General features: G+C 68.3%; 20 protein-coding genes. 13 read left to right on the top strand and 7 right to left on the bottom strand.

Annotation, left to right across the window (positions count from 1 at the left end; all coding sequences use genetic code 11):
• Positions 1–134 precede the first annotated feature (134 nt).
• The 3 genes from NRY95_04140 to phbB all read left to right on the top strand — a co-directional run bounded on the left by NRY95_04140 (position 135) and on the right by phbB (position 3,657).
• Complete coding sequence (locus NRY95_04140) at positions 135–1,334, top strand: porin (GenBank protein UYC17167.1); 1,200 nt, start codon at positions 135–137, stop codon at positions 1,332–1,334.
• 144 nt (positions 1,335–1,478) lie between these two features.
• Entirely contained in the window at positions 1,479–2,804 is a 1,326-nt protein-coding gene (locus NRY95_04135) for a CitMHS family transporter (GenBank protein ID UYC17166.1), read from the top strand.
• Positions 2,805–2,916: 112 nt separating this feature from the next.
• Entirely contained in the window at positions 2,917–3,657 is a 741-nt protein-coding gene (phbB, locus tag NRY95_04130) for an acetoacetyl-CoA reductase (GenBank protein ID UYC17165.1), read from the top strand.
• A 211-nt stretch (positions 3,658–3,868) separates the two neighbouring features.
• Here the strand turns inward: phbB and NRY95_04125 are convergent, their stop codons facing one another.
• The 3 genes from NRY95_04125 to NRY95_04115 form a co-directional block, all read right to left on the bottom strand.
• Positions 3,869–4,267, bottom strand: a complete 399-nt coding sequence (locus NRY95_04125) for a hypothetical protein (GenBank protein ID UYC17164.1) — start codon at positions 4,265–4,267, stop codon at positions 3,869–3,871.
• A 316-nt stretch (positions 4,268–4,583) separates the two neighbouring features.
• A complete protein-coding gene (locus NRY95_04120; protein ID UYC17163.1) occupies positions 4,584–5,330 on the bottom strand; it encodes a hypothetical protein in 747 nt (248 codons plus the stop codon).
• 40 nt (positions 5,331–5,370) lie between these two features.
• Positions 5,371–5,934: a hypothetical protein gene (locus NRY95_04115; protein ID UYC18493.1), complete on the bottom strand. Its 564-nt coding sequence runs from the start codon at positions 5,932–5,934 to the stop codon at positions 5,371–5,373.
• A gap of 241 nt (positions 5,935–6,175) precedes the next feature.
• Between NRY95_04115 and NRY95_04110 the strand changes: the two genes are divergently transcribed.
• A complete protein-coding gene (locus NRY95_04110) occupies positions 6,176–7,183 on the top strand; it encodes an IS30 family transposase (GenBank protein UYC18492.1) in 1,008 nt (335 codons plus the stop codon).
• Positions 7,184–7,256: 73 nt separating this feature from the next.
• Here NRY95_04110 and NRY95_04105 read toward each other — a convergent pair whose 3' ends face one another.
• On the bottom strand, positions 7,257–8,495 hold the full coding sequence (locus NRY95_04105; GenBank protein ID UYC17162.1) for a flavohemoglobin expression-modulating QEGLA motif protein: 1,239 nt from the start codon (positions 8,493–8,495) through the stop codon (positions 7,257–7,259).
• Between the two features lie 28 nt (positions 8,496–8,523).
• Positions 8,524–9,639, bottom strand: a complete 1,116-nt coding sequence (gene rsgA, locus NRY95_04100; protein UYC17161.1) for a ribosome small subunit-dependent GTPase A — start codon at positions 9,637–9,639, stop codon at positions 8,524–8,526.
• Between the two features lie 90 nt (positions 9,640–9,729).
• Between rsgA and NRY95_04095 the strand changes: the two genes are divergently transcribed.
• The 4 genes from NRY95_04095 to NRY95_04080 all read left to right on the top strand — a co-directional run bounded on the left by NRY95_04095 (position 9,730) and on the right by NRY95_04080 (position 13,251).
• Positions 9,730–11,010: a pyridoxal phosphate-dependent aminotransferase gene (locus tag NRY95_04095; GenBank protein ID UYC17160.1), complete on the top strand. Its 1,281-nt coding sequence runs from the start codon at positions 9,730–9,732 to the stop codon at positions 11,008–11,010.
• A gap of 90 nt (positions 11,011–11,100) precedes the next feature.
• On the top strand, positions 11,101–11,742 hold the full coding sequence (locus NRY95_04090; GenBank protein UYC17159.1) for an SGNH/GDSL hydrolase family protein: 642 nt from the start codon (positions 11,101–11,103) through the stop codon (positions 11,740–11,742).
• A gap of 60 nt (positions 11,743–11,802) precedes the next feature.
• Positions 11,803–12,474, top strand: coding sequence for a methyltransferase (locus tag NRY95_04085; protein ID UYC17158.1), 672 nt, complete (start codon positions 11,803–11,805; stop codon positions 12,472–12,474).
• 435 nt (positions 12,475–12,909) lie between these two features.
• Entirely contained in the window at positions 12,910–13,251 is a 342-nt protein-coding gene (locus NRY95_04080) for a hypothetical protein (protein ID UYC17157.1), read from the top strand.
• Between the two features lie 121 nt (positions 13,252–13,372).
• Here NRY95_04080 and NRY95_04075 read toward each other — a convergent pair whose 3' ends face one another.
• Positions 13,373–14,164, bottom strand: a complete 792-nt coding sequence (locus tag NRY95_04075) for a polysaccharide deacetylase family protein (GenBank protein UYC17156.1) — start codon at positions 14,162–14,164, stop codon at positions 13,373–13,375.
• A gap of 45 nt (positions 14,165–14,209) precedes the next feature.
• Here NRY95_04075 and grxD point away from each other — a divergent pair, with 45 nt between their 5' ends.
• Both grxD and NRY95_04065 read left to right on the top strand, forming a co-directional pair.
• Positions 14,210–15,136, top strand: a complete 927-nt coding sequence (grxD, locus tag NRY95_04070; protein ID UYC17155.1) for a Grx4 family monothiol glutaredoxin — start codon at positions 14,210–14,212, stop codon at positions 15,134–15,136.
• A gap of 101 nt (positions 15,137–15,237) precedes the next feature.
• Positions 15,238–16,131, top strand: coding sequence for a hypothetical protein (locus NRY95_04065; protein ID UYC17154.1), 894 nt, complete (start codon positions 15,238–15,240; stop codon positions 16,129–16,131).
• Positions 16,132–16,351: 220 nt separating this feature from the next.
• Here NRY95_04065 and NRY95_04060 read toward each other — a convergent pair whose 3' ends face one another.
• A complete protein-coding gene (locus tag NRY95_04060) occupies positions 16,352–16,897 on the bottom strand; it encodes a DUF924 family protein (GenBank protein UYC17153.1) in 546 nt (181 codons plus the stop codon).
• A gap of 424 nt (positions 16,898–17,321) precedes the next feature.
• Between NRY95_04060 and NRY95_04055 the strand changes: the two genes are divergently transcribed.
• The 3 genes from NRY95_04055 to NRY95_04045 all read left to right on the top strand — a co-directional run bounded on the left by NRY95_04055 (position 17,322) and on the right by NRY95_04045 (position 21,901).
• Complete coding sequence (locus NRY95_04055; protein ID UYC17152.1) at positions 17,322–18,722, top strand: amidohydrolase; 1,401 nt, start codon at positions 17,322–17,324, stop codon at positions 18,720–18,722.
• Positions 18,719–20,014 (top strand): amidohydrolase family protein, encoded by a 1,296-nt coding sequence (locus NRY95_04050; GenBank protein UYC17151.1) that lies wholly within the window; start codon positions 18,719–18,721, stop codon positions 20,012–20,014. Before NRY95_04055 ends, NRY95_04050 begins: the two co-directional genes overlap by 4 nt.
• Before the next feature lie 285 nt (positions 20,015–20,299).
• Positions 20,300–21,901, top strand: a complete 1,602-nt coding sequence (locus NRY95_04045; GenBank protein ID UYC17150.1) for a polysaccharide lyase family protein — start codon at positions 20,300–20,302, stop codon at positions 21,899–21,901.
• The last annotated feature ends 66 nt before the right edge of the window (positions 21,902–21,967 follow it).

Raw genomic sequence — 21,967 nt, 5'->3', positions numbered from 1 at the left:
CCCAATCCCCAATCCCGGCTTCCCACCGACAGGTCGATGACAGCTACGCCGCACTAGGCTGCAGCCACGCTGGCCTGCGCCTTCCGCTGCGGGCGACCGACTCATCGACGCGCTGCGCGCACCTGGGAGGGTACGTGAACCTGAAGAAATTGAGCCTGTGCGGCGCTTGCGCCTGCGCCTTGCTGCCCCTGCCCGCGCTGGCGCAGGCCGCCGAGGGCGACGACGACGGCCCGGTCACCGCCGAACTCGGCGGCCGCCTGCACTGGGACTTCGCCCAGTTCGACAACGACCAGCGCGGCACGCCCAATCCCGACGATACCGAGATCCGCCGGCTGTGGATCGACGTATCCGGCAAGTTCTTCGGCTTCGGCTACAAGGTCGAAGGCGATTTCGCCGGGTTGCAGGACGACTTCAACGGCAAGGGCATCGAGGCCAAGGACGTCTACCTGACCCGCAGGTTCGACGCCGGCACGCTGAGCGTCGGCCAGTTCAAGCAGTACTTCTCGCTGGACGACCGCACCGGCTCCAACTTCGGCCAGTTCCTGGAGCGCAGCGGCGCGGCCAGCACGCTGGCGCCGCTGTACCGCAAGGCGGTGTCGTGGCAGGCCGCCGGCAAGGACTACACCTGGGCCGCCAGCGTCTACAGCCTGGAGAGCATCGACGTGTCCAACATCAAGGGCGATGCGTTCGGCGGCCGCGGCACCTGGGCGCCGGGCGCGCGCGACGGCGACGTGCTGCATCTGGGGCTGTCGCTGGCGCACGAGCGCTACGACCACCCCGGCGCCAACGGCGCACCGGCCTTGAGCATCCGCCCGCGTCCGGCCGGGCATCTGTCCGACGACAGCCGCATCACCCTGGCGCGCTTCGCCGACGGCCGCGATACCGACGTGGACAAGTGGTCGCTGGAATACGCGCAGGTCCGCGGCCCGCTGTCGTGGCAAAGCGAATTCAGCGGCGGCCTGTTCGACGACGGCGCGCAACGCGCACGGGTGCTGTCCGCCTACGGCTTCGTCAGCTGGTTCGCGACCGGCGAATCGCGCCGCTACGACAGCAGGACCGGGCGCTTCACCCGCATCAAGCAGGTCAACAACCCGCGCGGCGCGTTCGAACTGGCGTTGCGCTACGACCGCATGTGGGGCACCCAGCACCTGGACGGCCAGGCGGATTTCCTCGACGCCTCCACCGCGTCGTGGACGCTGGCCGGCAACTGGTATCTCAAGCCGAACCTGCGCCTGATGCTGAACCTGATCGACAGCCGCAACCGCGACCACCTGGCCGGTATTGCGCTCGATCACACGCGTGCGGTTACTGGGCGTTTTCAGTATGACTTCTGATTCGCGGGACTCGGGACCCGGGACTCGGGACCCGAAGAACGCAAGTCGGTAACGCTTCAAATCGCGCTATCGCGCTTTTCCGGGTCCCGAGTCCCGGGTCCCGAGTCCCGCCCCCTTTTTCCCCGCAGCACCCAAGGAACTCCCATGCTGACCGCGCTCGGTTTCGGAATGGTCATCACCTTCATGTACCTGATCATGAGCAAGCGGCTGTCGCCGCTGGTCGCCTTGATCATCGTGCCGATCGCCTTCGCGCTGGTCGGCGGCTTCGGCACCGGCATCAACGAGATGATGCTGGAGGGGATCAAGAAGATCGCGCCGACCGGCGTGATGCTGATGTTCGCGATCCTGTACTTCGGGGTGATGATCGACGCCGGCCTGTTCGATCCGCTGGTGCGGCGCATCCTGCGCCTGGTCAAGGGCGACCCGATGAAGATCGTGGTCGGCACCGCGGTGCTGGCGCTGCTGATCTCGCTCGACGGCGACGGCTCCACCACCTACATGATCACCGTGTCGGCGATGCTGCCGTTGTACCGGCGCATCGGCATGAACGCACTGAACCTGACCTGCGTGACCATCCTCGCCGGCGGGGTGATGAACATGACCCCGTGGGGCGGGCCGACCGCGCGCGCGGCCACCGCGCTGCACGTGGACCCGGCCGAGGTGTTCGTGCCGCTGGTGCCGGCGATGGCGCTGGCGATCGCCGGCATCCTGCTGCTGGCCTGGTACCTGGGCATGCAGGAGCGGCGCCGCCTCGGCGTGGCCGCGCTGCCGGGCGACAGCTGGATGGACAGCAGCGTGGCCGACGACGGCGATGCGCTGCCGACCGTGGAAGACGCCGAGGACATCAAGCGGCCCAAGCTGCTGTGGGTGAACCTGGCGCTGACCCTGGCGCTGATGGCGGCGCTGGTGGTCGGCGTGCTGCCGATGCCGGTGCTGTTCATGATCGGCTTCGCGCTGGCGCTGCTGATCAACTATCCGAACCTGGCCGAACAGCGCCGGCGCCTGGTCAACCATGCCGGCAACGTGCTGTCGGTGGTGTCGCTGATCTTCGCCGCCGGCGTGTTCACCGGCATCCTCTCCAACACCGGCATGGTCGAGGCGATGTCGCGCAGTTTCCTGGCGGTGATTCCCGATGCCTGGGGTCCGTACCTGGCGGTGATCACCGCGCTGGCCAGCATGCCGTTCACCTTCTTCATGTCCAACGACGCGTTCTACTTCGGCGTGCTGCCGATCCTGTCCGAAGCGGCCAGCCACTATGGCATCACCCCGGTGGAAATGGCCCGCGCCTCGCTGGCCGGACAGCCAGTGCACCTGCTCAGCCCGCTGGTGCCCTCGACCTATCTGCTGGTCGGCCTGGCCAAGGTCGATTTCGCCGACCACCAGCGCTTCACCTTGAAGTGGGCGGTGCTGGTGTCGTTGTTGCTGATGGGCGGCGGATTGGTGTTCGGCCTGTTTCCGCTGGCCAAGTGAGCGCCGCCCGGGATTCGGGATTGGGCATTGGGGATTCGTAGAAGCCACCGCCCGCGCGCCCATCCAATCCCGAATCCCCACTCCCGAATCCCAACTCCGAAGGAGTTCCTCCATGACCCTACGCATCGCCTACGTCACCAGCGGCATGGGCAGCATCGGTACCGCGATCTGCCAGAAGCTGGCCCGCAACGGACATACCGTGGTTGCCGGCTGCGGCCCCAATTCGCCGCGCAAGTCGGCGTGGCTGCGCGAGCAGCGCGAACTGGGCTTCGACTTCGTCGCCTCCGAAGGCAATGCCACCGACTGGGACTCCACCGTCGCCGCGTTCGCCAAGGTCAGGGCCGAGGTCGGCGAGATCGACGTGCTGGTCAACAATGCCGGCGGCAGCCGCGACACCTTGTTCCGGCAGATGAGCCGCGAGGACTGGCAGGCGGTGATCGCCAGCAACCTCAACGCGCTGTTCAACATCACCAAGCAGGTGGTGGACGGCATGACCACGCGCGGCTGGGGACGCATCGTCAACATCGGCGCGGTCAGCGCGCAGAAGGGCCAGATCGGGCAGATCAACTACGCCACCGCCAAGGCGGCGATGCAGGGTTTCAGCCGCGCGCTGGCGCAGGAAGTGGCCTCGCGCGGGGTCACCGTCAACACGGTGTCGCCCGGCTATATCGCCAGCGCCTCGATCAGCAGTTTTCCGCCGGACGTGCTCGACCGCCTGGCGACCTCGGTGCCGCTGCGCCGGCTCGGCAAACCCGAGGAAGTGGCCGCGCTGTGCGGCTGGCTGACCTCCGACGAAGCCGCCTACGTCACCGGCGCCGACTATGCGGTCAATGGCGGCTTGCATATGGGATAGCGGCGAACACGGCGCCGCTGCGCGCAGGCCGGATCGGCGCCATGCCTGCGTCGCGACACTGGCGCGCGGGCAGTGCCGTGATCGGCCGGACGCGGTGTTCGCCGCGTCCGACACTGCGTGCGATCCGCACTCACGCCGCGACGGACCATCGACTGCCGCCGACCACCGCTCACGGGTCGGCTTCGACGACACCGCGCCGGCCGCGCTCCGCTCACTTCGCCAGCAACCCCAACAGGGCCCTGGCCGCCTCTTCCGACGAAGCCGGGTTCTGGCCGGTGACCAAGGTACCGTCCAGAAGATCCAGATGCCTTTCGCGAACGGCAATGCCTGACACATACCTGGAACTTTCCAGATCCGAATAGGTCCTCGAAGTCTGCTCGGCCAGCGCGATGATCTGCACCTGCAACTGCTCCTGCTGGGAAGCCGCGCGAATCTCTTCGTCGTAATCGCCAAGCCCCTCCAACATCGAAGTCTTCAGCAGCTCAGCTTTCCGTTGGCGCTCTGTCGTCTCTCTTTTCAGACTCTGACGGCGTTCATCGAGGAGTTCGGGAATCGCACCATCGCCGCCTTCAAGGCGCGCATTGCCGAGCGACTCCGACAACATGAACATGGCTTGCCCGGCTTGCACTTGCTCGCATTCACCAAGACCCTGGAGACGCTCCCTGCGGTGGGTGCTATGACCGACACGGTTCCGCCTGCAGGGACAACCACGCCCTGCCACTGCACCTTCCGTGACGTGCTGAACGTGGCAAGAAACAGCAGAATCAGCGCGACGATCAGCACGCCTGCCAACGCCATCCCTCCGGCGAGCCGATCTCCAAGCAGAAGCACGATGCGGCGAGCGCCTGATGGCGAAACATCCCGCTGGAACTCTTCTCCGCGCTACCAGGCGCATCTTGATCCATGATCTGTCTCTTCCCTATCAACTACCTACTCGCGGCAGAGTTCCCCGGGAAACTCTGGATGACATCGCCCTTGTCATCGATGAAGTCCAACGATGCCTTGCCGCCAGGCGCGACGGACATGATGATCCTGGGCCTTCCCGCCTCGTCCGCAAGGATGACGGCGGACGACTTTCCGCGCGTGCGCCCAACAAAGAGCCTCTGGGTCTGCTGACCGCCTGCCTCCTTCCATTGCTTCAACAGTGCATCCTTCTCCACACCTTTCGGGGCGGCCAAGTATTTCTCATACAACCCCTTGTATTGCCCATAGAGACCGCGATCAAATACGGAAAGACCCGTCTCCATGAACCCACCCTCCTCGTAATGATGCAGGGCCATCTGCTGATCTCCGCCATACCGATCCATGGAGAGATGCACGCCGCCATTTGGCTTGCCGTCCTTATCGATATAGCCGTCATAGATCAGCCCGCCGACCTCATCGCCTACGCCATTGTAGAACAACATCCCGGGCATCTTGCCGCGATCGCTTTTCCCGACCTCTCCGTCCGTCACAGGATCCGGCAGAAATCCGCGTGCCGCCAAGACCATGGATTTCGATCCATCGTCGTTGACGATATTGATGCGATTGACATCGATTTCGGAGAAGACCTCCCTGCGAACCGGACTACGCGCGCCCATCATCATGAACATGAAAGGCAGCGCCAGCGCCACAGCCAAGAACGCCTTCAGAATCCGATTCTGCGTGCGCAGCTGGGCAACGACATCCGCCACGCCCCGACCTCCACTTTTCCTGTATACCATGGACACACCCCTAGTTTGCCGTCAGCATTTCATCCAGCATAAGCACTTCATTCTTCTTTTCACAAGCCAGGCAATCCAGATAAGAAATGATGCCCGCACCTCCACTCGCCAGCGAGCAACTTATCTTCGGCGAGTTCCCGCCAGGAAAACATACCCCATAATCCTTTTCTATCTTGAAAAGATCCAAACCGCTGGCAACCCGCCATGCCAAGCGCCGGTAGCTATCGTCCTCCAGGAATTGCGCGGCATCCAGAAGATAATGCCCGATCCCGGAAAGCCCAAGAAACAGATCACCGCTCATCGTGTACTTCTGGGCAACCGACGCCTTAACCTGATCGACAAAAATCTTGTATTTTTCCTGCCGGGTAATGGCGTACATGCGCACCGCAACGGATGCCACGCCGGCGGTGCCTGCGCTGAGATAGGGATGCAGAATACGATTTTCCGGCACGGTGTCACTCGGAAATCCTACAGCGCCATTGACGGCGCGCCCATGGGAGATATCGTAATCCAACCCCTGCATTGCGAGGCTAATGTAAACGTTTCTCCCCGTGACTACGCCTAAGTAAAGCAAGAACAAGGCGATACCCGAGGCTCCAGCGTGAAGGCCAAGTCCAGTATGAGCATGGGCATCCAGGCTCCAGGCGATCCCCCGGCTCCTGAGCAACGCCTGTCGCCAGCAACGCTTTACCTACTTTTTCCGCCTCTTCCGAGTGTTTGGCGTGGCGGAGTCCATAGTGAAGCGCAACACTCCTTGGAATCGCCCGATGCAGCAGTGCTATTTGCAATTGAATGCCGAAGAACGGGGTGTGCTGATGGCAATGAAGCTTGAACATGCTAGCGCCCGCGCCATCGCGCGTGCACTGGGACGCGCGCCCAGCACGATCACGCGGGAGTTGCGACGTAATGGCTACATGGCAGCTTGCGACCAAGGGGCGATGGGGCGTCCCCGGATCGCGGGCGGATACGACGCGCATCGGGCCGGCGTGCGTAGCCGGCGCGTGCGCAGGCAGGGGCGGCGTGCGCGCAAGCTGGCGTTGGGAGGGGCGCTGTGGGGACGGGTGCGTTTGCTGCTTGAACAAGGCTGGTCGCCTATGCAAGTTGCCGTCACACTCAAGCGCCAACACCCCGGAGAGCCTGCCTTGCATGCCTCTCATGAGACGATCTACACGGCGATCTATGCCGTTCCACGCGGGGCGCTGCGCAAGGAGTTGGTGAGCTTGCTGCGCCAAGGACACGGCGCTCGCAAGCCACGCACGCGCGGAACGGACCGACGCGGGATGCTGCAGGACATCGTCAGCATCCACGTTCGCCCGCCCGAAATCGAAGACAGGGTCTTGCCCGGACACTGGGAAGGCGACTTCATCAAGGGCGCACGCAACCAGTCTTCGGTTGGCGTGTTGGTCGAACGCACTACGCGCCTGGTCGTGCTGGCCAAGATGGACGATGCGACGGCCACCTCGGCGCTGCTGGGATTTACGGCCAAACTCAATGCGATTGCCGAACCGATGCGTCGAAGTCTGACCTACGATCGGGGCAAGGAAATGGCCCGGCACGTCGAGCTCAGCGCGAACACGGGCGTGCACGTGTACTTCTGCGATCCGCACAGCCCGTGGCAACGGGGCACCTGCGAGAACACCAACGGCTTGCTGCGTCAGTACCTGCCCAAAGGAACAGATCTGTCGATCTACTCGCAAGATCAACTTGATGCCATCGCCGACCGCCTCAACACGCGTCCGCGCAAAACGCTGGACTGGAGGACACCGCTTCAGGCGTACGCGCTGGCATTGAGTGGTGATTCTCACGCGGTGCATCCTCAGTAAGGCATGTGTTGCATTTGGAACTTGAAACCGCCCGTCCTTGTTGGTAAGCCAAAGTTTGAGGCAGGTCTAGGACTCAATCCACCTGATCCATGCGGATGCGGTTGGCGAACAGCGAGAACGCCAGCATCCCGGCCAGGCCGCTCGCACGCGCGACCCAGGTCGGCAGCCAGCGCGGCGGCGCCAGCACCCCGCTCTCGAACAAGGGCGCGAACGCGGCCACATCCTCCAGCGCCATCTTGCCGGCGAATAGCCAGCGGCACAGCGGCAGGCGGTCGCGCTGCAAGGCCTGGCGGAAGAAGGTGTGCACCGACACCAGCCCGCGCAGATACACCGTGTCCTTGGTGAAGGCGGTGCCGCCGCCGGTCGGCACGCCGCGGAACACGCGCTGCGCCGAGGAAAAACTCTCCGCCGGCGATTGCCCGGCCGCATCGAAATAGCGGAACACCTCGACGAAATCGGCACCGCCGCGCGCCAGCGCGATCGCCTCGATGCGCAGGCTGATGCGCTTCATCCGCTCGATGTCGATGCTGCCGGTGATCTGCTCGGCGAAGGTCGCCAGGCCCTCCTGCGTGGCGGTGACCCGCGGCGACGACAGGGCCAGACTCGGCAGATGCGCCTGCTCGCGGCCGTTGAGCGCGGTCAGCGAATGCACCAGCGCCTCGTGGTGGAACAGCTGCGCGCGGTCGTAGTCGCTGAACGAGGCGCCGGAGCGCAGGCGGATGCGGTGCGCGCCGGCCGCGGCCTTGGCCAGCAGTTGCGGATCCAGTTCGACCGCGATCACCCGCGCGCCGAAGAACTCGTCCAGGTCCTGCTGCAGTTGCAGGCGCAGCGCCGTCGCCGACACCGGCACCTGCTCTTCGGCCGACAGCAGTTCGCGATCCAGTTCCTGCGCGATATGGATGAAGTGGCCGGCGGCATCGCGGGTGGTCGGGCCATGCCCGGGCATCGGATCCTCGGGCACACCGAACAGCTGCGCCGAGTACGTGCCGACCGCCGGCGTGCCCAACGACTCCAGCAACGCCGCGGCCAGATCCCAGCTATGCGCCGACGCCTGCAGATACGCGCCCAGCGGATGCGATGGATCGGACGCCTGCGCGATCGCCGCCAGCTCGCGGCGCGTGTCGGCGAAATCCAGCCGCGGGTACTGCACCTGCGGCAGCTGCGGCTGGCCGCGCGCCACGCTGTCCAGGAACGGCGCCTGCACCGCCGCCGGCCAACTGGCCAGCGCCAGCAGGCGGATGCCGCGCACCGCCTTGACCAGGCGCGCATCCAGCGCGGCGTGGTGCAGGATCTCGGCAGGCAGCGCGGTCATCGCGAGCGTGGCGGGCGGACGCGGCCGGTCAGCGGCGCTGGTTGCGCGGCGTCGGCCGCTTGCCGCCCGGCTTGCCCGCGCCGGGCCGGCCCGATCTGGCGGCGTCCGCGTTCTGCGCCTGGCGCTGCGCCAGCTTGCTGGCGGCACCGGCGACTTCCTCGCGCAGCTTCATGTAGTTGGCCAGCCGCGCCTCCTCGATGTCGCCGCGCTCGATCGCCGCCTGCACCGCACAGCCCGGCTCGGCCTGGTGCGCGCAATCGTTGAAGCGGCACTGCGCGGCCAGCGCCTCGATGTCGGCGAACCCGCCCTCGGCCAGGTCTTCCTCGCCGGTGGGCTTGAGCTCGCGCATGCCCGGCGTGTCGATCAGGCAGGCGCCGGACGGCAGCGGCAGCAGCGCCCGGTGGGTGGTGGTGTGGCGGCCGCGCGAATCGTTCTCGCGCACCGCCGCGGTGCGCATCTTCTGCACCCCGAGCAAGGTGTTGGTGAGGGTGGACTTGCCGGCGCCGGACGAGCCGACCAGCACCGCGGTGCGCCCGGCCCCCAGCCACGGCCGCAACGCCGCCACGCTGTCGGCATCCTTGGCGTTGACCGTCAGCAGCGGAATCGACTGCGCGGCCAGTTCCTCCAGCACCGCCAGCGCGTCGTCGGCGTACTCGGTGAGATCGGCCTTGGTCAGGATCACCACCGGCTCGGCGCCGCCGCCGCCGACCAGCAGCAGGTAGCGCTCGATGCGCCGCGGATTGAAGTCCGCATCCAGGCCGCAGACGATGAACACCGTATCGATGTTGGCTGCGATCACCTGCTGGTGATAGTGCTCGCCGGCCGCGCCGCGCTTGATCGCGGTGCGCCGCGGCAGCAGCGCGACGATGCGCTTGTCGTCCTCCAGCAGCACCCAGTCGCCGACCGCAGCGCGCTCGTGGCTGGGGAAGCGCGGCCGCTGCCATTCCGGCAGCGACTCGACCTTGAAGCCGGCATCCACCGCATCGGCCACCACGTAGCCGGTGCGGTGCTGCTCGCTGACCCGCGCCGGCCGCGCCAGCGGGTGCGCGGCCATTGCCGCCAGCCAGGCCGGTTCTTCCGGCATGCCGGGCCAGGGCCAGCCGATGGGGCGCAGCGCGTCGAAGTCGATCTGGGGGGAAGTCATGTATGGATTCTAGACGGTGCGGGCCCCGGCCCGGCCGTCGTGTCACATTTCCGCTACCATGCCGGTTCCACGCCCACACCGGCCAATGCGATGCCCACCCTGCCGACCAAGCCGCTCGCGATCCGCGAACGCCTGTCCGAAGTCCGCTACGAGATCCGCGGCGAGCTGGCGCGGCGAGCCCGGGAGCTGGAGGCGCAGGGGCGCAAGCTGATCAAGCTCAACATCGGCAATCCCGGCGCGTTCGGGTTCCGCGCGCCGGAGCACCTGCAGCGCGCGATCGCCGACGACATGGGCCGCACCGATCCCTACACCCACCAGCAGGGCCTGCCGGAGGCGCGCGAGGCGATCGCCGCGGCCTATGCGCGGCGCCGGCACCCGGACGCGCATCCGGACCGGATCTTCATCGGCAACGGGGTCAGCGAGCTGATCGATCTGTCGCTGCGCGCCCTGCTCAATCCCGGCGACGAAGTGCTGGTGCCCTCGCCCGACTACCCGCTGTGGTCGGCCGCCACCATCCTCAACGACGGCCGCCCGGTGTACTACCGCTGCGCGCCGGAGAACGGCTTCCAGCCCGACCCGGTGGAGATCGAGACGCTGGTGTCCTCGCGCACCCGCGCCATCGTGCTGATCAACCCGAACAATCCCAGCGGCGCCAGCTATTCGCGCGAGCTGCTGGAGAAGATCGTGGCGATCGCGGCCAAGCACAATCTGCTGCTGATGGTCGACGAGATCTACGACCAGGTGCTGTACGACGACGCCGCCTTCGTGCCGGTCGCGCCACTGGCCGGCGAGCATCCGTGCATCAGTTTCGGCGGCCTGAGCAAGGTGCACCGCGCCTGCGGCTGGCGGGTGGGCTGGGCGCTGTTGTCCGGCGCCGCCGAGCGCGTCACCGAGTTCCGCAACGCGATGGACCTGCTCGGCGCGCTGCGCCTGTGCGCGAACGTGCCGGGCCAGTACGCGATCGACGCCGCGGTCAACGGCCCGGACACGATCTCGCCGCTGTGCGCGCCGGGCGGGCGCCTGTACGAAACCCGCCGCGCGGTGATCGAGGCCTGTGCGGCCAGCGAGCACCTGGCGCTGGTGCAGCCGGCCGGCGCGCTGTACGCGTTCCCGGCGGTGGTCGGCGCGGCCGCGCGCAATTTCGACGATCACGATTTTGCCCTGGAGCTGATGAACGACGAGGGCGTGCTGGTGGTGCCCGGTTCCAGCTTCAACGTGCCCTACCGCCACCATTTCCGGGTGACCCTGCTGCCGGAAGCGGCGGTGATGCGCGAGGTGTTCGCGCGCATCGATCGGGTGCTGGCGCGCCGCGCCGAGGCGGCGACCAAGGTGGTGCCGCTGAAGCCGCGCAGTGTGGCTGCGGGGCGGTGAATCGGGAATGGGGAATCGGGAATGGGCAAAGCGTGAAGCGTTGCTGCTATTTCCGGCGCCTGTGACCCGGCCGTTTTCGGTGCCGTCGCGATGAGCCAGGCCAGCTTCGCCACGCTCCAGCATGCCCCGCTGCGCTACCTGGCGCTGGGCGATTCCTACACCATCGGCGAGGGCGTCGCCGACAGCGGGCGCTGGCCGATGCAATTGGCCGCGGCGCTGCGCCACGACGGTATCGCCATCGCCGATCCGCAGATCGTCGCCACCACCGGCTGGACCACCGACGAACTCGACGCCGGCATCGATGCGGCCGCGCCGCAGGGTCCGTTCGCGCTGGTGACGCTGCTGATCGGGGTCAACAACCAGTACCGCGGACGCGCGCTCGACGAATACTGCGCGCAGTTCGCCGGGCTGCTGCACCGCGCGATCGGCTTTGCCGACGGCCAGCCGCGGCGGGTGCTGGCGGTGTCGATCCCGGACTGGGGCGTGACCGCGTTCGCGCAGCCGCCCGCACACGATCCGGCCCTGATCGGCACGCAGATCGATGCGTTCAATGCCGCCGCACAGGCGTGCTGCCAGGCGCGTGCGGTGCGCTTCGTCGACATCACCGCGGCCAGCCGCGATGGCGGCGGCAGCGCCGCGATGCTCGCCGCCGACGGCCTGCATCCGTCGGCGGCGATGTATGCGCGCTGGACCGGCCTGCTGTTGCCTGCGGCGCGCGATGCGTTAGCCTAGCGGCGTACGACGCCCCGCTGCCAAGGACCGACATTGCGCGACGCCAGCACCATCCAGCCCATGACCCGCCCGCAGGCCCTGGCCATCGCCCGCGCCTTCCTGCCGACGCATCCGCTCGGCAACCGCTACGACTACTACTACACCCGCACCAAGCTGCGCACCGATCCGCTCTACCCCGGCGTGCTCGCCGCGCTGCGCGGCACCGACGCCCCGGTCCTGGACCTGGGCTGCGGCCTGGGCCTGCTCGCGCATGCGCTGCGCGCCGACGGCCAGCGGCAGCGTTACCACGGCGTGGACATCGACGCGGCGAAGATCCGCCGCGCGATCCGCATCGCCGCGCGCAGCGCACTGCACGACATCCGTTTCGACGTGGTCGATCTCGGCCAGGCCTGGCCCGAGCACAGCGGCAGCGTCGCGATCCTGGATGTGCTGCAGTACCTCGATGCGGCCATGCAGGCCAACCTGATCCGCAGCGTGGCGAAGATGCTCACGCCCGGTGCCAAGCTGGTGATCCGCAGCGGCCTGGGCGATGCCAGCGGCCGCGGCCGCACCAGCCGCGTCACCGACGTGCTCGCGCACCTGGCCGGCTGGATGCAGGAAGTGCCCAAGTGCTATCCCACCCGCGACAGCCTGGAACGCCAGCTCGGCGACGCCGGGCTGCGCGCCACGTTCGCGCCGCTGTACGGCAACACCCCGTTCAACAACTGGCTGATCGTGGCCGAGCCGCGCTGACGCGGCCGGCCACGCGCCGCTCTCGCTCGAAACAGTCACGACAGTGCCGCCTGGACAGCGCTCGCAACGCCGTCGCCATACGCCTGGCGACGCGAAAACACCACGCGTCAGTCGCATGCGCGCGCTGCAGCTCGAACATGCGGCGCATTTCCAGGGCCGCCGTCAGTGCATGATGCGCACGACGTTTATACTGCCGCGCCGTCGGTGGCGCATCGGCAGCACCGCTCGGATTCCACGGATGGAAATGCAGGACTCGGCAATGTGTAGCGCCGCTCTCATCCAGCGCGAACGCGCCGAACCGCCTGATTCGATCCGCATCTGCGGCCACTGCCATGGCTGCGCTCGCCGACGCTGCAAGCGCAGCGCATGCAAGCCGCATCGCCCTGTGCTGCGCCCAGCGGCGACGCGACCATCCTGCATCCCCCCGGAGTCCCCATGACATCCCCAACGCTTCCTCCCTATTCCGGCCTCGGCATCGCCTCGTTCGCGGTCAGCCTGATCGCCGCGGTGCTGACGCTTGTGCTGATCGGCGTCTGCGCGGCCCTGGTCTATTCCCAGCCCGACAGCCTGGACGAAGACTCGCCGCTGGCGATGCTGGTCGGCATGGCGATGATGGTCGGCGTGTTCGCCGAGTTCGCCGCCGCCGCGCTCGGCATCGGCAGCCTGTTCCAGCGCGACCGCAGGAAACTCTACGGCGTGCTCGGCCTGGTCTTTTCGATCGCGACCCTGGTCGGCATCGCCGCGCTGATCGTGTTCGGGCTCATCCAGGGCGGCTAGCGTCGACGCCCCCGTCGTCGTCGGCTGCGGCGTCGGATTCCCACACGATGCTGCGCTGCCGAGATAGCGGCACGGCAGGTTCCCGGGGTGCCGCGCTCCATCCCGATCGCGGCGGCCTGCGCTAGCCCGGCAGTACGCTGCGGTAACCGCGTTCCCGCATCGCCTGCAACACGCCCTCCACGATCGCCAGGTTGTGCCCATGTGCCGCACCTTCGTGCAGCAGCACGATCGCGCCGGGCCTCAGGTCGCGCACGATGCGCGCCACGGTCGAGGCGGGATCGCAGTGCACGCCGTCGAAGCCGCGCGCGCTCCAGGCGACCCGGGTCAGGCCGTGGCGGCGCAGCGGCGCGGCGACGAACGGGTTGGTCATGCCCACCACCGAGCGGTACCAACGCGGCGCGGTGCCGGCGATGGCGCCCAGCGCCTGCTGCGCCTGGCCGATCTCGCGCGCCATGCGCCGCGGCCCCAACGCCCAGAACCAGGCCTGCGGGTGGCTGTGGCTGTGGTTGCCGATGCCGTGGCCGCGACGCAGGATCTCGCGCACCAGCTCCGGGCGCGCGGCGGCGCGTTCGCCGACCAGGAAGAAGGTGGCCTGCGCCTGGTAGCGGTCGAGCAGGTCCAGGATCGGCGCGGTGTCGTCGGAGGGGCCGTCGTCGATGGTCAGCCACACCCGCGGCGCGGTGCCGGGCAGGCGGCTGAGCACCGGGGCGTACAGCCAGGCACGCGGCAGGAACACCGGCAGCACCAGGGCCGCATGCGAGGCCAGCAGCGCCGGCAGCCCGATCCGCCAGCCCCACGTCCACCAGAGCGCCGCGACCAGCACCTGCGAGGCAAGCGCCAACGGCAGCCAGCGGTAGGGGTGGCGGGGGATGCGATGCAGCGTTTCCGGAACTGTCATGCCCCATGATGCCATGCGGCGTAGAATGGCCGGTCCGACTCAGCGACCGAAATCACTGCCATGTCCCTCGATCCCGCCCTGCGCTCCCGCATCGAAACGCTGCTCAGCTCCAACCGCGTCGTGCTGTTCATGAAAGGCCAGCCGAGCATGCCGCAGTGCGGCTTCTCCGCCAAGGCGGTGGGTGCGCTGAACGAACTCGGCGTCGACTTCGCCCACGTCAACGTGCTCGCCGACCAGGACATCCGCGAAGGCATCAAGGCCTACGGCGACTGGCCGACGATCCCGCAGCTGTACGTGGACGGCGAACTGGTCGGCGGCAGCGACATCATCCTGCAGATGGCCGGCAGCGGCGAGCTGAGCGAACTGCTCGGCGTGCAGGCGCCGGACCGCACCCCGCCGTCGATCACCATCACCGACGCCGCCGCGGAGATGCTGCGCGGCGCGCTGGCCGACGCTCCGGGCGCGACCCTGGCGCTGGCGATCGACGCCCAGTTCCAGCCGAACTTCCAGCTGGCGCCGACCGATCCCAATGCCATCGCCGCCGAGTCCAACGGCCTGCGCGTGCAGTTCGACCTGGCCAGCGCGCGCCGCGCCGACGGCATCACCATCGACTGGGTCGACGACCTGCGCGGCCGCGGCCTGGCGATCGACAACCCGAACGCGCCCAAGCCGGTGCAGGACCTGAGCCCGCGCGACGCCGACGACCAGGTGCGCGCCGGCGGTCTGATCCTGGTGGACGTGCGTCCGCCGGAAGAGCGCGCGATCGCCTCGGTGAACGTGCCGTTCCGCACCCTGGACGGCGACCAGCGCGCGCAGCTGGAAGCGCTGCCGAAAGACACCGCGCTGGCGTTCCTGTGCCACCACGGCGGGCGCAGCGCGCAGGCCGCCGAACAGTTCCGTGCGCTCGGCTTCACCCGCGTGCACAACGTGGTCGGCGGCATCGATGCCTGGGCCGACGCCGTCGACAGCAGCGTGGCCAAGTACTGAGCCAGCGGCGTACGCCGCAGCGGCACCACGGCGGGCGATCCAGGGGGTCGCCCGCTTTTTTTTGCGATACGGTTTTTGCGCTTCCCTGGGGAAACGAACACATGCCACGCACGCTGAACTCCTGGTCCGCTGTCCTGATCGGTCTCGCCGCCCTGCCTGCCGCCGCCGCACCCGCGCCCGCCGCGCTGCCGCCGACGGTGATCTACGTCGCCCCGGTCTCGGACGAGGCGCAGGTGATGAGCTACATCCCGGTGCGCAACGCGCCGTCCGAGGAGGCCGAACTGGGCGCCTGGCGCGGGCTGAAAAAGCCGCTGCGGGTGTTCGACAAAGGCAGCGAGCAAGGCGTGGCGACACCGCTGGCGTTCTCGGTCGACGACAACACCATGTGCGGCGGCGACCTGCGCGTGCGCCTGAAGACCGCGCACGGCCCCACCTTCGCTCACGATGCCATGCTGGCCTCGTTCGATCTCAATCCCGGCCAGCGCTTCGCCCGCCGCGAGCTCGATGCCACGCAGCGGCGCGCGCTGCTGCAGGTCATCGGCAACGCTCCCTCGGTGCGCAAGCGCCTGCCTGCCGCGGCGCTGAAGCGGCTGCTGGCCCAGCTCGCCGCACCGCCGGCCGACGAGGCACCGGCACTGACCGTGATCGGCGATGCCAAGCAGCCGGGCCACGAGGTCGCCTTGGTGACCGCCAGCGTCTACGACCCGGCGCCGGCCACGAACGCGGACGCAGCCTCGCCCAGGCTGAGCACCCTGCTGGCGGTGCTGGAACGCAGCGACGCGGGCTGGCGGCTGCGCAAGAGCTTCGCCGACTACGGCTGCGACGATTGCGAGGGGCGCAAGAACAACTACGCGCTGCTGCAGTTCGCCGATATCGATGCCGACGGCACGGTCGATTTCCTGATCCAGCACAGCGGCTACGAGACCTACGGGTTCTGGCTGCTGCACCCGGTCGATGGCCAATGGCAAACCGAGGATCTGGTCGGCGGCTGCTGAGCGCAGCGTCACCTGTCGTCTGGCGACACATTGTGGGAGCGACTGAAGGGCACCTCTAATAACCCCAAAAAACTCGACTAAAACGCTCGCAAGTCATTGATGCGCATGGTGCGAAATTTTTAGAATCGAGGTTATTAGAGGTGCCCTGAAGTCGCTCCCACAAGCGCGATCACGGCCAACCCGCTGACGTTGGCCCACCGGCGCAGGTCCGCGCGGGCCTTCACCCGGCGAAACCGCCCTCGTCCAGAAACCGCTGCTCGTCCTGCGTGCTCTCCCGCCCCAGCGCCGCATTGCGATGCGGGAAGCGACCGAAGCGCTGGATGATGTCCTCGTGCTGCGTGGCCCACTGCAGGCTGTCGGCATCGCCGAGCGCACTGAACAGCTCCACCGCCTCGCGCTGCAGGACCGGATCCTCCGCATGCTCGTACGGCAGGTAGAAGAACATGCGCAACTCCGGCTCCACCTGCAGGTCGTAGCCGGCCGCCAACGCCCATTGCGCGTAACGCCGCGCAAGGCCGTCGGTGGCGTAGGCGTGTGCGTTGCCGCGGAACGCGTTGCGCGGCACCTGGTCGAGCAACAGCAGCAGCGCCAGCGCGCCCTCGGCGCTGTCCATCCACGCCGCGTACTCGTCGCGCGCCGCGGCATGATGCGCGTCCAAGAAATGTTGGCGCACGTTCGCATCGAACGAGTCGTTGGCGGCGAACCAGCGCTCGCGGCCGGCGCTGCGCCAGAACTCCACGACATCGCGGGGCAGGGTCTCGGTCATTGCAATTCCATCGTTCGGCAATCGGCCTCTATACCCGATCAGGCGTCGGCATGCGGTGTGCGGCGAGCGATCCGTGGGCTGTCGCCGCCTCGCGATCGGCCACGCCGACCGCGCCCGGACCATCGCGCTGCCAATCCCCCCATGCCCAGCGCGGCGCATGCGGCGCGCGATCGCGTCGGCCGGATCGGTGCTGTCCTCCGCTAACAACGGAAGCATGGGGGATTGGGGATTGGGGATTGGGGATTGGCAAAAGCACGGCAGTTCGCCGCCACCTCAAGCCGCAGGCGGGTGAGCATCCGCCTGCCGACTCGCCTTTGCCAATCCCCAATCCCGCCGCACGCCCCCCGCACTTGGCAAGCGCGCCGGCTCGGGCTAGCGTGCGCAGGCGGCGCCAACGCTGCCTTCATCATCCGGGGAAAATCTGATGCGTCATCTGTTGCTCGCCTGCCTGGGCGTGGCGCTGTGCGGCCCTGCCGCGGCCGCCTCGCGCTTCGTCGAAGACCCCTACCCCAGCACCTACCGGCCGCTGCCGTCCACGCCGGTGCTGATCGAGCACGCCACCGTGCTCACCGGGACCGGCGAGCGCCTGGACGATGCCGACGTACTGCTGCAGGACGGCCGCGTGCAGGCCGTGGGCCGCGCGCTCGCCGCCCCGGCCAACGTCACCCGTATCGACGGCCACGGCAAGTGGGTCACGCCCGGCATCATCGACGTGCACTCGCACCTGGGCGTGTACGCCAGCCCCGGGGTCAGCGCCAACAGCGACGGCAACGAGATGACCGCGCCGGTGACGCCCAACGTCTGGGCCGAACATTCGATCTGGCCGCAGGATCCGGGCTTCGGCACCGCGCTGGCCGGCGGCGTCACCGCGCTGCAGGTGCTGCCGGGGTCGGCCAACCTGGTCGGCGGCCGCGGCGTGACCCTGAAGAACGTGCCGGCCACCACCTACCAGGCGATGAAGTTCCCCGGCGCGCCGTGGGGCCTGAAGATGGCCTGCGGCGAGAACCCCAAGCGCGTGTACGGCGAGAAGGGCGGCCCGGCCACGCGCATGGGCAACGTCGCCGGCTACCGCGCCGCGTTCATCGACGCCAGCGAATACCTGCGCAAGAACGCGCCGAAGAAAAAAGCCCCGGAAAAGCGCCATTGGTGGAGCCGCGGCGCCGGCGACAAGGACAGTTCCGGCGACGGCGGCGGCAAGCGCGACCTGAAGCTGGACACCCTGGCCGGCGCGATCAACGGCGACATCCGCGTGCACATCCACTGCTACCGCGCCGACGAGATGACCACCATGCTCGACCTGGCCAAGGAATTCGGCTTCAAGATCGCCGCCTTCCACCACGGCGTGGAGGCCTACAAGATCGCCGACCGGCTGGCCCAGGAAAACGTCTGCGGCGCGCTGTGGGCCGACTGGTGGGGCTTCAAGATGGAAGCCTTCGACGGCATCCAGGAGAACATCGCGCTGGTCGATCGCCCGGCCAACGGCTGCGCGATCGTGCACTCGGATTCGGAGGAAGGCATCCAGCGGCTCAACCAGGAAGCGGCCAAGGCGATGGCCGCCGGCCGCCGCGCCGGCATCGCCATCGCGCCCGAGCGCGCGATCCGCTGGCTGACCAGCAATCCGGCCAAGGCGCTGGGCATCGAGAAACAGACCGGCTCGCTGGAGCCGGGCAAGATGGCCGACGTGGTGGTGTGGAACGGCAGCCCATTCAGTTCCTACGCGCTGGCCGAGAAGGTCTACATCGACGGCGCGCAGGTCTACGACCGCGCCGACCGCCGCCTGCACCCCACATCCGACTTCATGCTCGGCCAGGAGGCTGCCCCATGAGCCGCTCCGCTCCGCATTCGCGCCGCGTTCTGGCGCAGCGCCTGGCGATCGCGGCCTGCCTGATTCTTCTGGGCAACGCACCCGGCTTCGCCCAGGACGTGCTGATCCGCGGCGCCACCGTGCATACCGTCAGCGCGCGCGGCACGCTTCCCAACGCCGACGTGCTGGTCCAGGGCGGCACCATCCGCGCGGTCGGCACCGGGCTGGCGGCCCCGGCCGGGGTCGCGGTGATCGAGGCCAAGGGCCGCCCGCTGACCCCGGCGCTGTTCGGCGGCATCACCGAAATCGGCATCGAGGAAGTGTCCGGCGAGTCCTCCACCGTGGACAGCGCGCTGAGCCTGCCGCACGACCAGCCGATGCGCCCGGAGTTCGACGTGACCCTGGCCTACAACCCCGACTCGGTGCTGATCCCGGTCGCGCGCGTGGAGGGCATCGGCTTCACCGCGCTCGGCGCCAACAGCGGCGGCGCCTTCATCGCCGGCCAGGGCGGGGTGATGCGCCTGGACGGCAGCGCCGACCCGATCGGCCCACGCGCACTGTACCTGCGCCTGGGCAGCGACGCGCTGGAACTGAGCGGCAAGTCGCGCGCCGCGCAGTGGATGCTGCTCGACCAGCTGGTGACCGAAGCGCGCGGGCGCATGCCGGCGGATTCGCCACACGCGCTGCTGACCCCGGCCGGCCGCGCCGTGCTGGCCCGGTACCTGGCCGGCCAGGGCCGGATCGTGGTGGCGGTGAATCGCGCCGCCGACATCCGCCAGCTGCTGCGCTGGGCGCAGCGCGAGAAGGTGCGCATCGCCATCGCCGGCGGCGACGAGGCGTGGAAGCTGGCGCCGGAGCTGGCCAGGGCGCAGGTGCCGGTGTTCGTCAACGCGCTGGACGACCTGCCCGCCAGCTTCGACCAGATCGGCGCCACCCTGGAGAACGCCGCGCGCCTGCATGCCGCCGGCGTCGCGGTGAGCTTCACCCAGGGCGGCGACGGCTCGCACAACGCGCGCAAGCAGCGCCAGCTGGCCGGCAACGCGGTGGCCCACGGCCTGCCGTGGGACGACGGCCTGGCCGGCCTGACCCGGGTTCCGGCCGAGGCGCTGGGCGTGGGCGACCGGCTGGGCAGCATCGCTCCCGGCAAACTGGCCGACCTGGTGCTGTGGGAAGGCGATCCGCTGGACGTGGCCCACTACGCCGATCAGGTCTGGCTGGGCGGCCGCGCGATGCCGATGCGTTCGCGCCAGACCGAACTGCGCGACCGCTACATGAAACAGGCGGGTGCGCTGCCGCGGGCGTATACGCAGTAGCGTGGCGCCGCAGGTCGGCGCCGGACTGCCGATCCTTGCGTGCCCCCGCCGGCGGGGGCGCAGTGCCGGAGCCGGCCGCGGCACCGGCCATTCTGCGCGATCGGCCCTCGCCGCGGACGCCGCGTGTGAACCCTGCCGCCGTCGGCGGCCGGCCGTGCGCACACCGGGAAGTGAACGCTGTGCGCAGATGTGGCGAAACCAGGAAATACCCGCGCCGCACTCCATCCGAATGCAACATGGAGGACTAGCCTTGTGCAGGTTCTCCACTTCGCTGCGACGGCCCCCATGCAACGCCTGCTCTGCCTGATCCTGTGCTACCTCGCCTGCAGCGCCCTGCCCGCCGCAGCGCAAAGCGGAACCTTCGGCTTCACCCGCAGCGGCAACCGCATCGTTGTCGATAGCGGCGCCAATCTGGTGTTCAGCGTGGACGCCGGCAACGGCGATCTGGTCTCGATGCGCTACCGCGGCAACGAACTGCAAAGCACCGAGGGCAAGGGTTCGCAGATCGCCTCCGGGCTCGGCGCGGCCACCGTGGCGGCCCGCAGCGTCGGCGATACCATCGTCATCTCGGCCAAGGCCGGCGACCTCGTCCAGTACTACATGGCGCGCAAGGGCCGCGATGCGGTCTACATGGCCACCTACGCCCCCAGTTTGCTGCCGATCGGCGAACTGCGCTTCGTGACCCGGCTCGCGGTCGCCAAGCTGCCCAATGCCGACCGCGAGCCCGATTCCAACGTCGGCGTGGCGATCGAGAGCCAGGACGTGTTCCTGCTTCCCGATGGCCGCACCAGTTCCAAATTCTATTCGGCGCGGCGTGCGATCGACGACGCCGTGCACGGGGTCAGCGGCCCCGGCGTCGGCGTCTACATGTGGATGGGCAACCGCGAACGCAGTTCCGGCGGCCCGTTCTTCAAGGACATCGCCACGCAAAAGACCGTGGTGACCCACGAACTCTACAACTACATGTTTTCCAACCATACCCAGACCCAGGCCTACCGCGGCGGCCTGCACGGCGTGTACGCGCTGCTGTTCACCGATGGCAGCGCGCCCGCGGCGGCGCTGACCGACCTGGGCTTCGTCGATGCCACGCTGGGCCTGGAAGGCTTCCTGGGCAACGCAGGCCGCGGCGCGGTCTCCGGCAAGGTGGCCGGCGTCGCTGCCGGACAGCCGGCGCTGGTCGGCCTGAGCAACGCCGACGCGCAGTACTGGACCAGGGCCGGCGCCAGCGGCGATTTCCAGCTCGCCAACGTGCGGCCGGGACGCTATCGGATCACCCTGTACCAGAACGAGCTGGAAGTGGCGCAGAGCGCGCTGGAGGTCTATGCCGGCGGGACCGTGCAGGCCGCCTTGCAGGCGGCGCCGCGCCCAGGTCAGGTGAAGTGGCAGATCGGCATCCCCGACGGCACCCCCGGCGGTTTCCGCAATGCCGACCTGCTGCCCAGCGCACATCCTTCCGACAAGCGCATGGCGCCCTGGGGACCGCTGGTCTACCGGGTCGGCACCAGCGCCATCGGCGATTTCCCGGCAGTGCAATGGCGCGGCGTCAACGCTCCCACGCGCATCCAATTCGTGTTGGCCGCCAATGAAGTCCGCGACTATCGCCTGCGCCTGTATGTGCCGCTGGCGCAGGCCAACGGCCGTCCGCAGTTGAGCGTCAACGCCCGCTGGAATGGACCGGCGCCGCCGGCGCCCGAGCAACCGGACAGCCGCGGCATCACCCGTGGCACCTATCGCGGCAACAACACCGAATACGACATCGACATTCCGGCCGCAGCGTTGCAGGCCGGGGGCAATTCGCTGCAGATCGACGTTGTCTCCGGTTCGCCCGACAACGCATATCTGGGGCCGGGCTTCGTGTTCGACAGCGTGGAGCTGGTGGCGTTGTAATGCGCCTTGACCCCGTCCCGGATGCGCGGCTGGCGCGCATCCGGGACGCGCATCGGGGCGGACGGG

The organism is Xanthomonas campestris pv. phormiicola, assembly GCA_025666215.1.
Classification (GTDB): Bacteria; Pseudomonadota; Gammaproteobacteria; order Xanthomonadales; family Xanthomonadaceae; genus Xanthomonas_A; species Xanthomonas_A campestris_A.
Note: the sequence above shows the minus strand (reverse complement) of the source record. Positions and strands in the feature narration are given on the sequence as shown.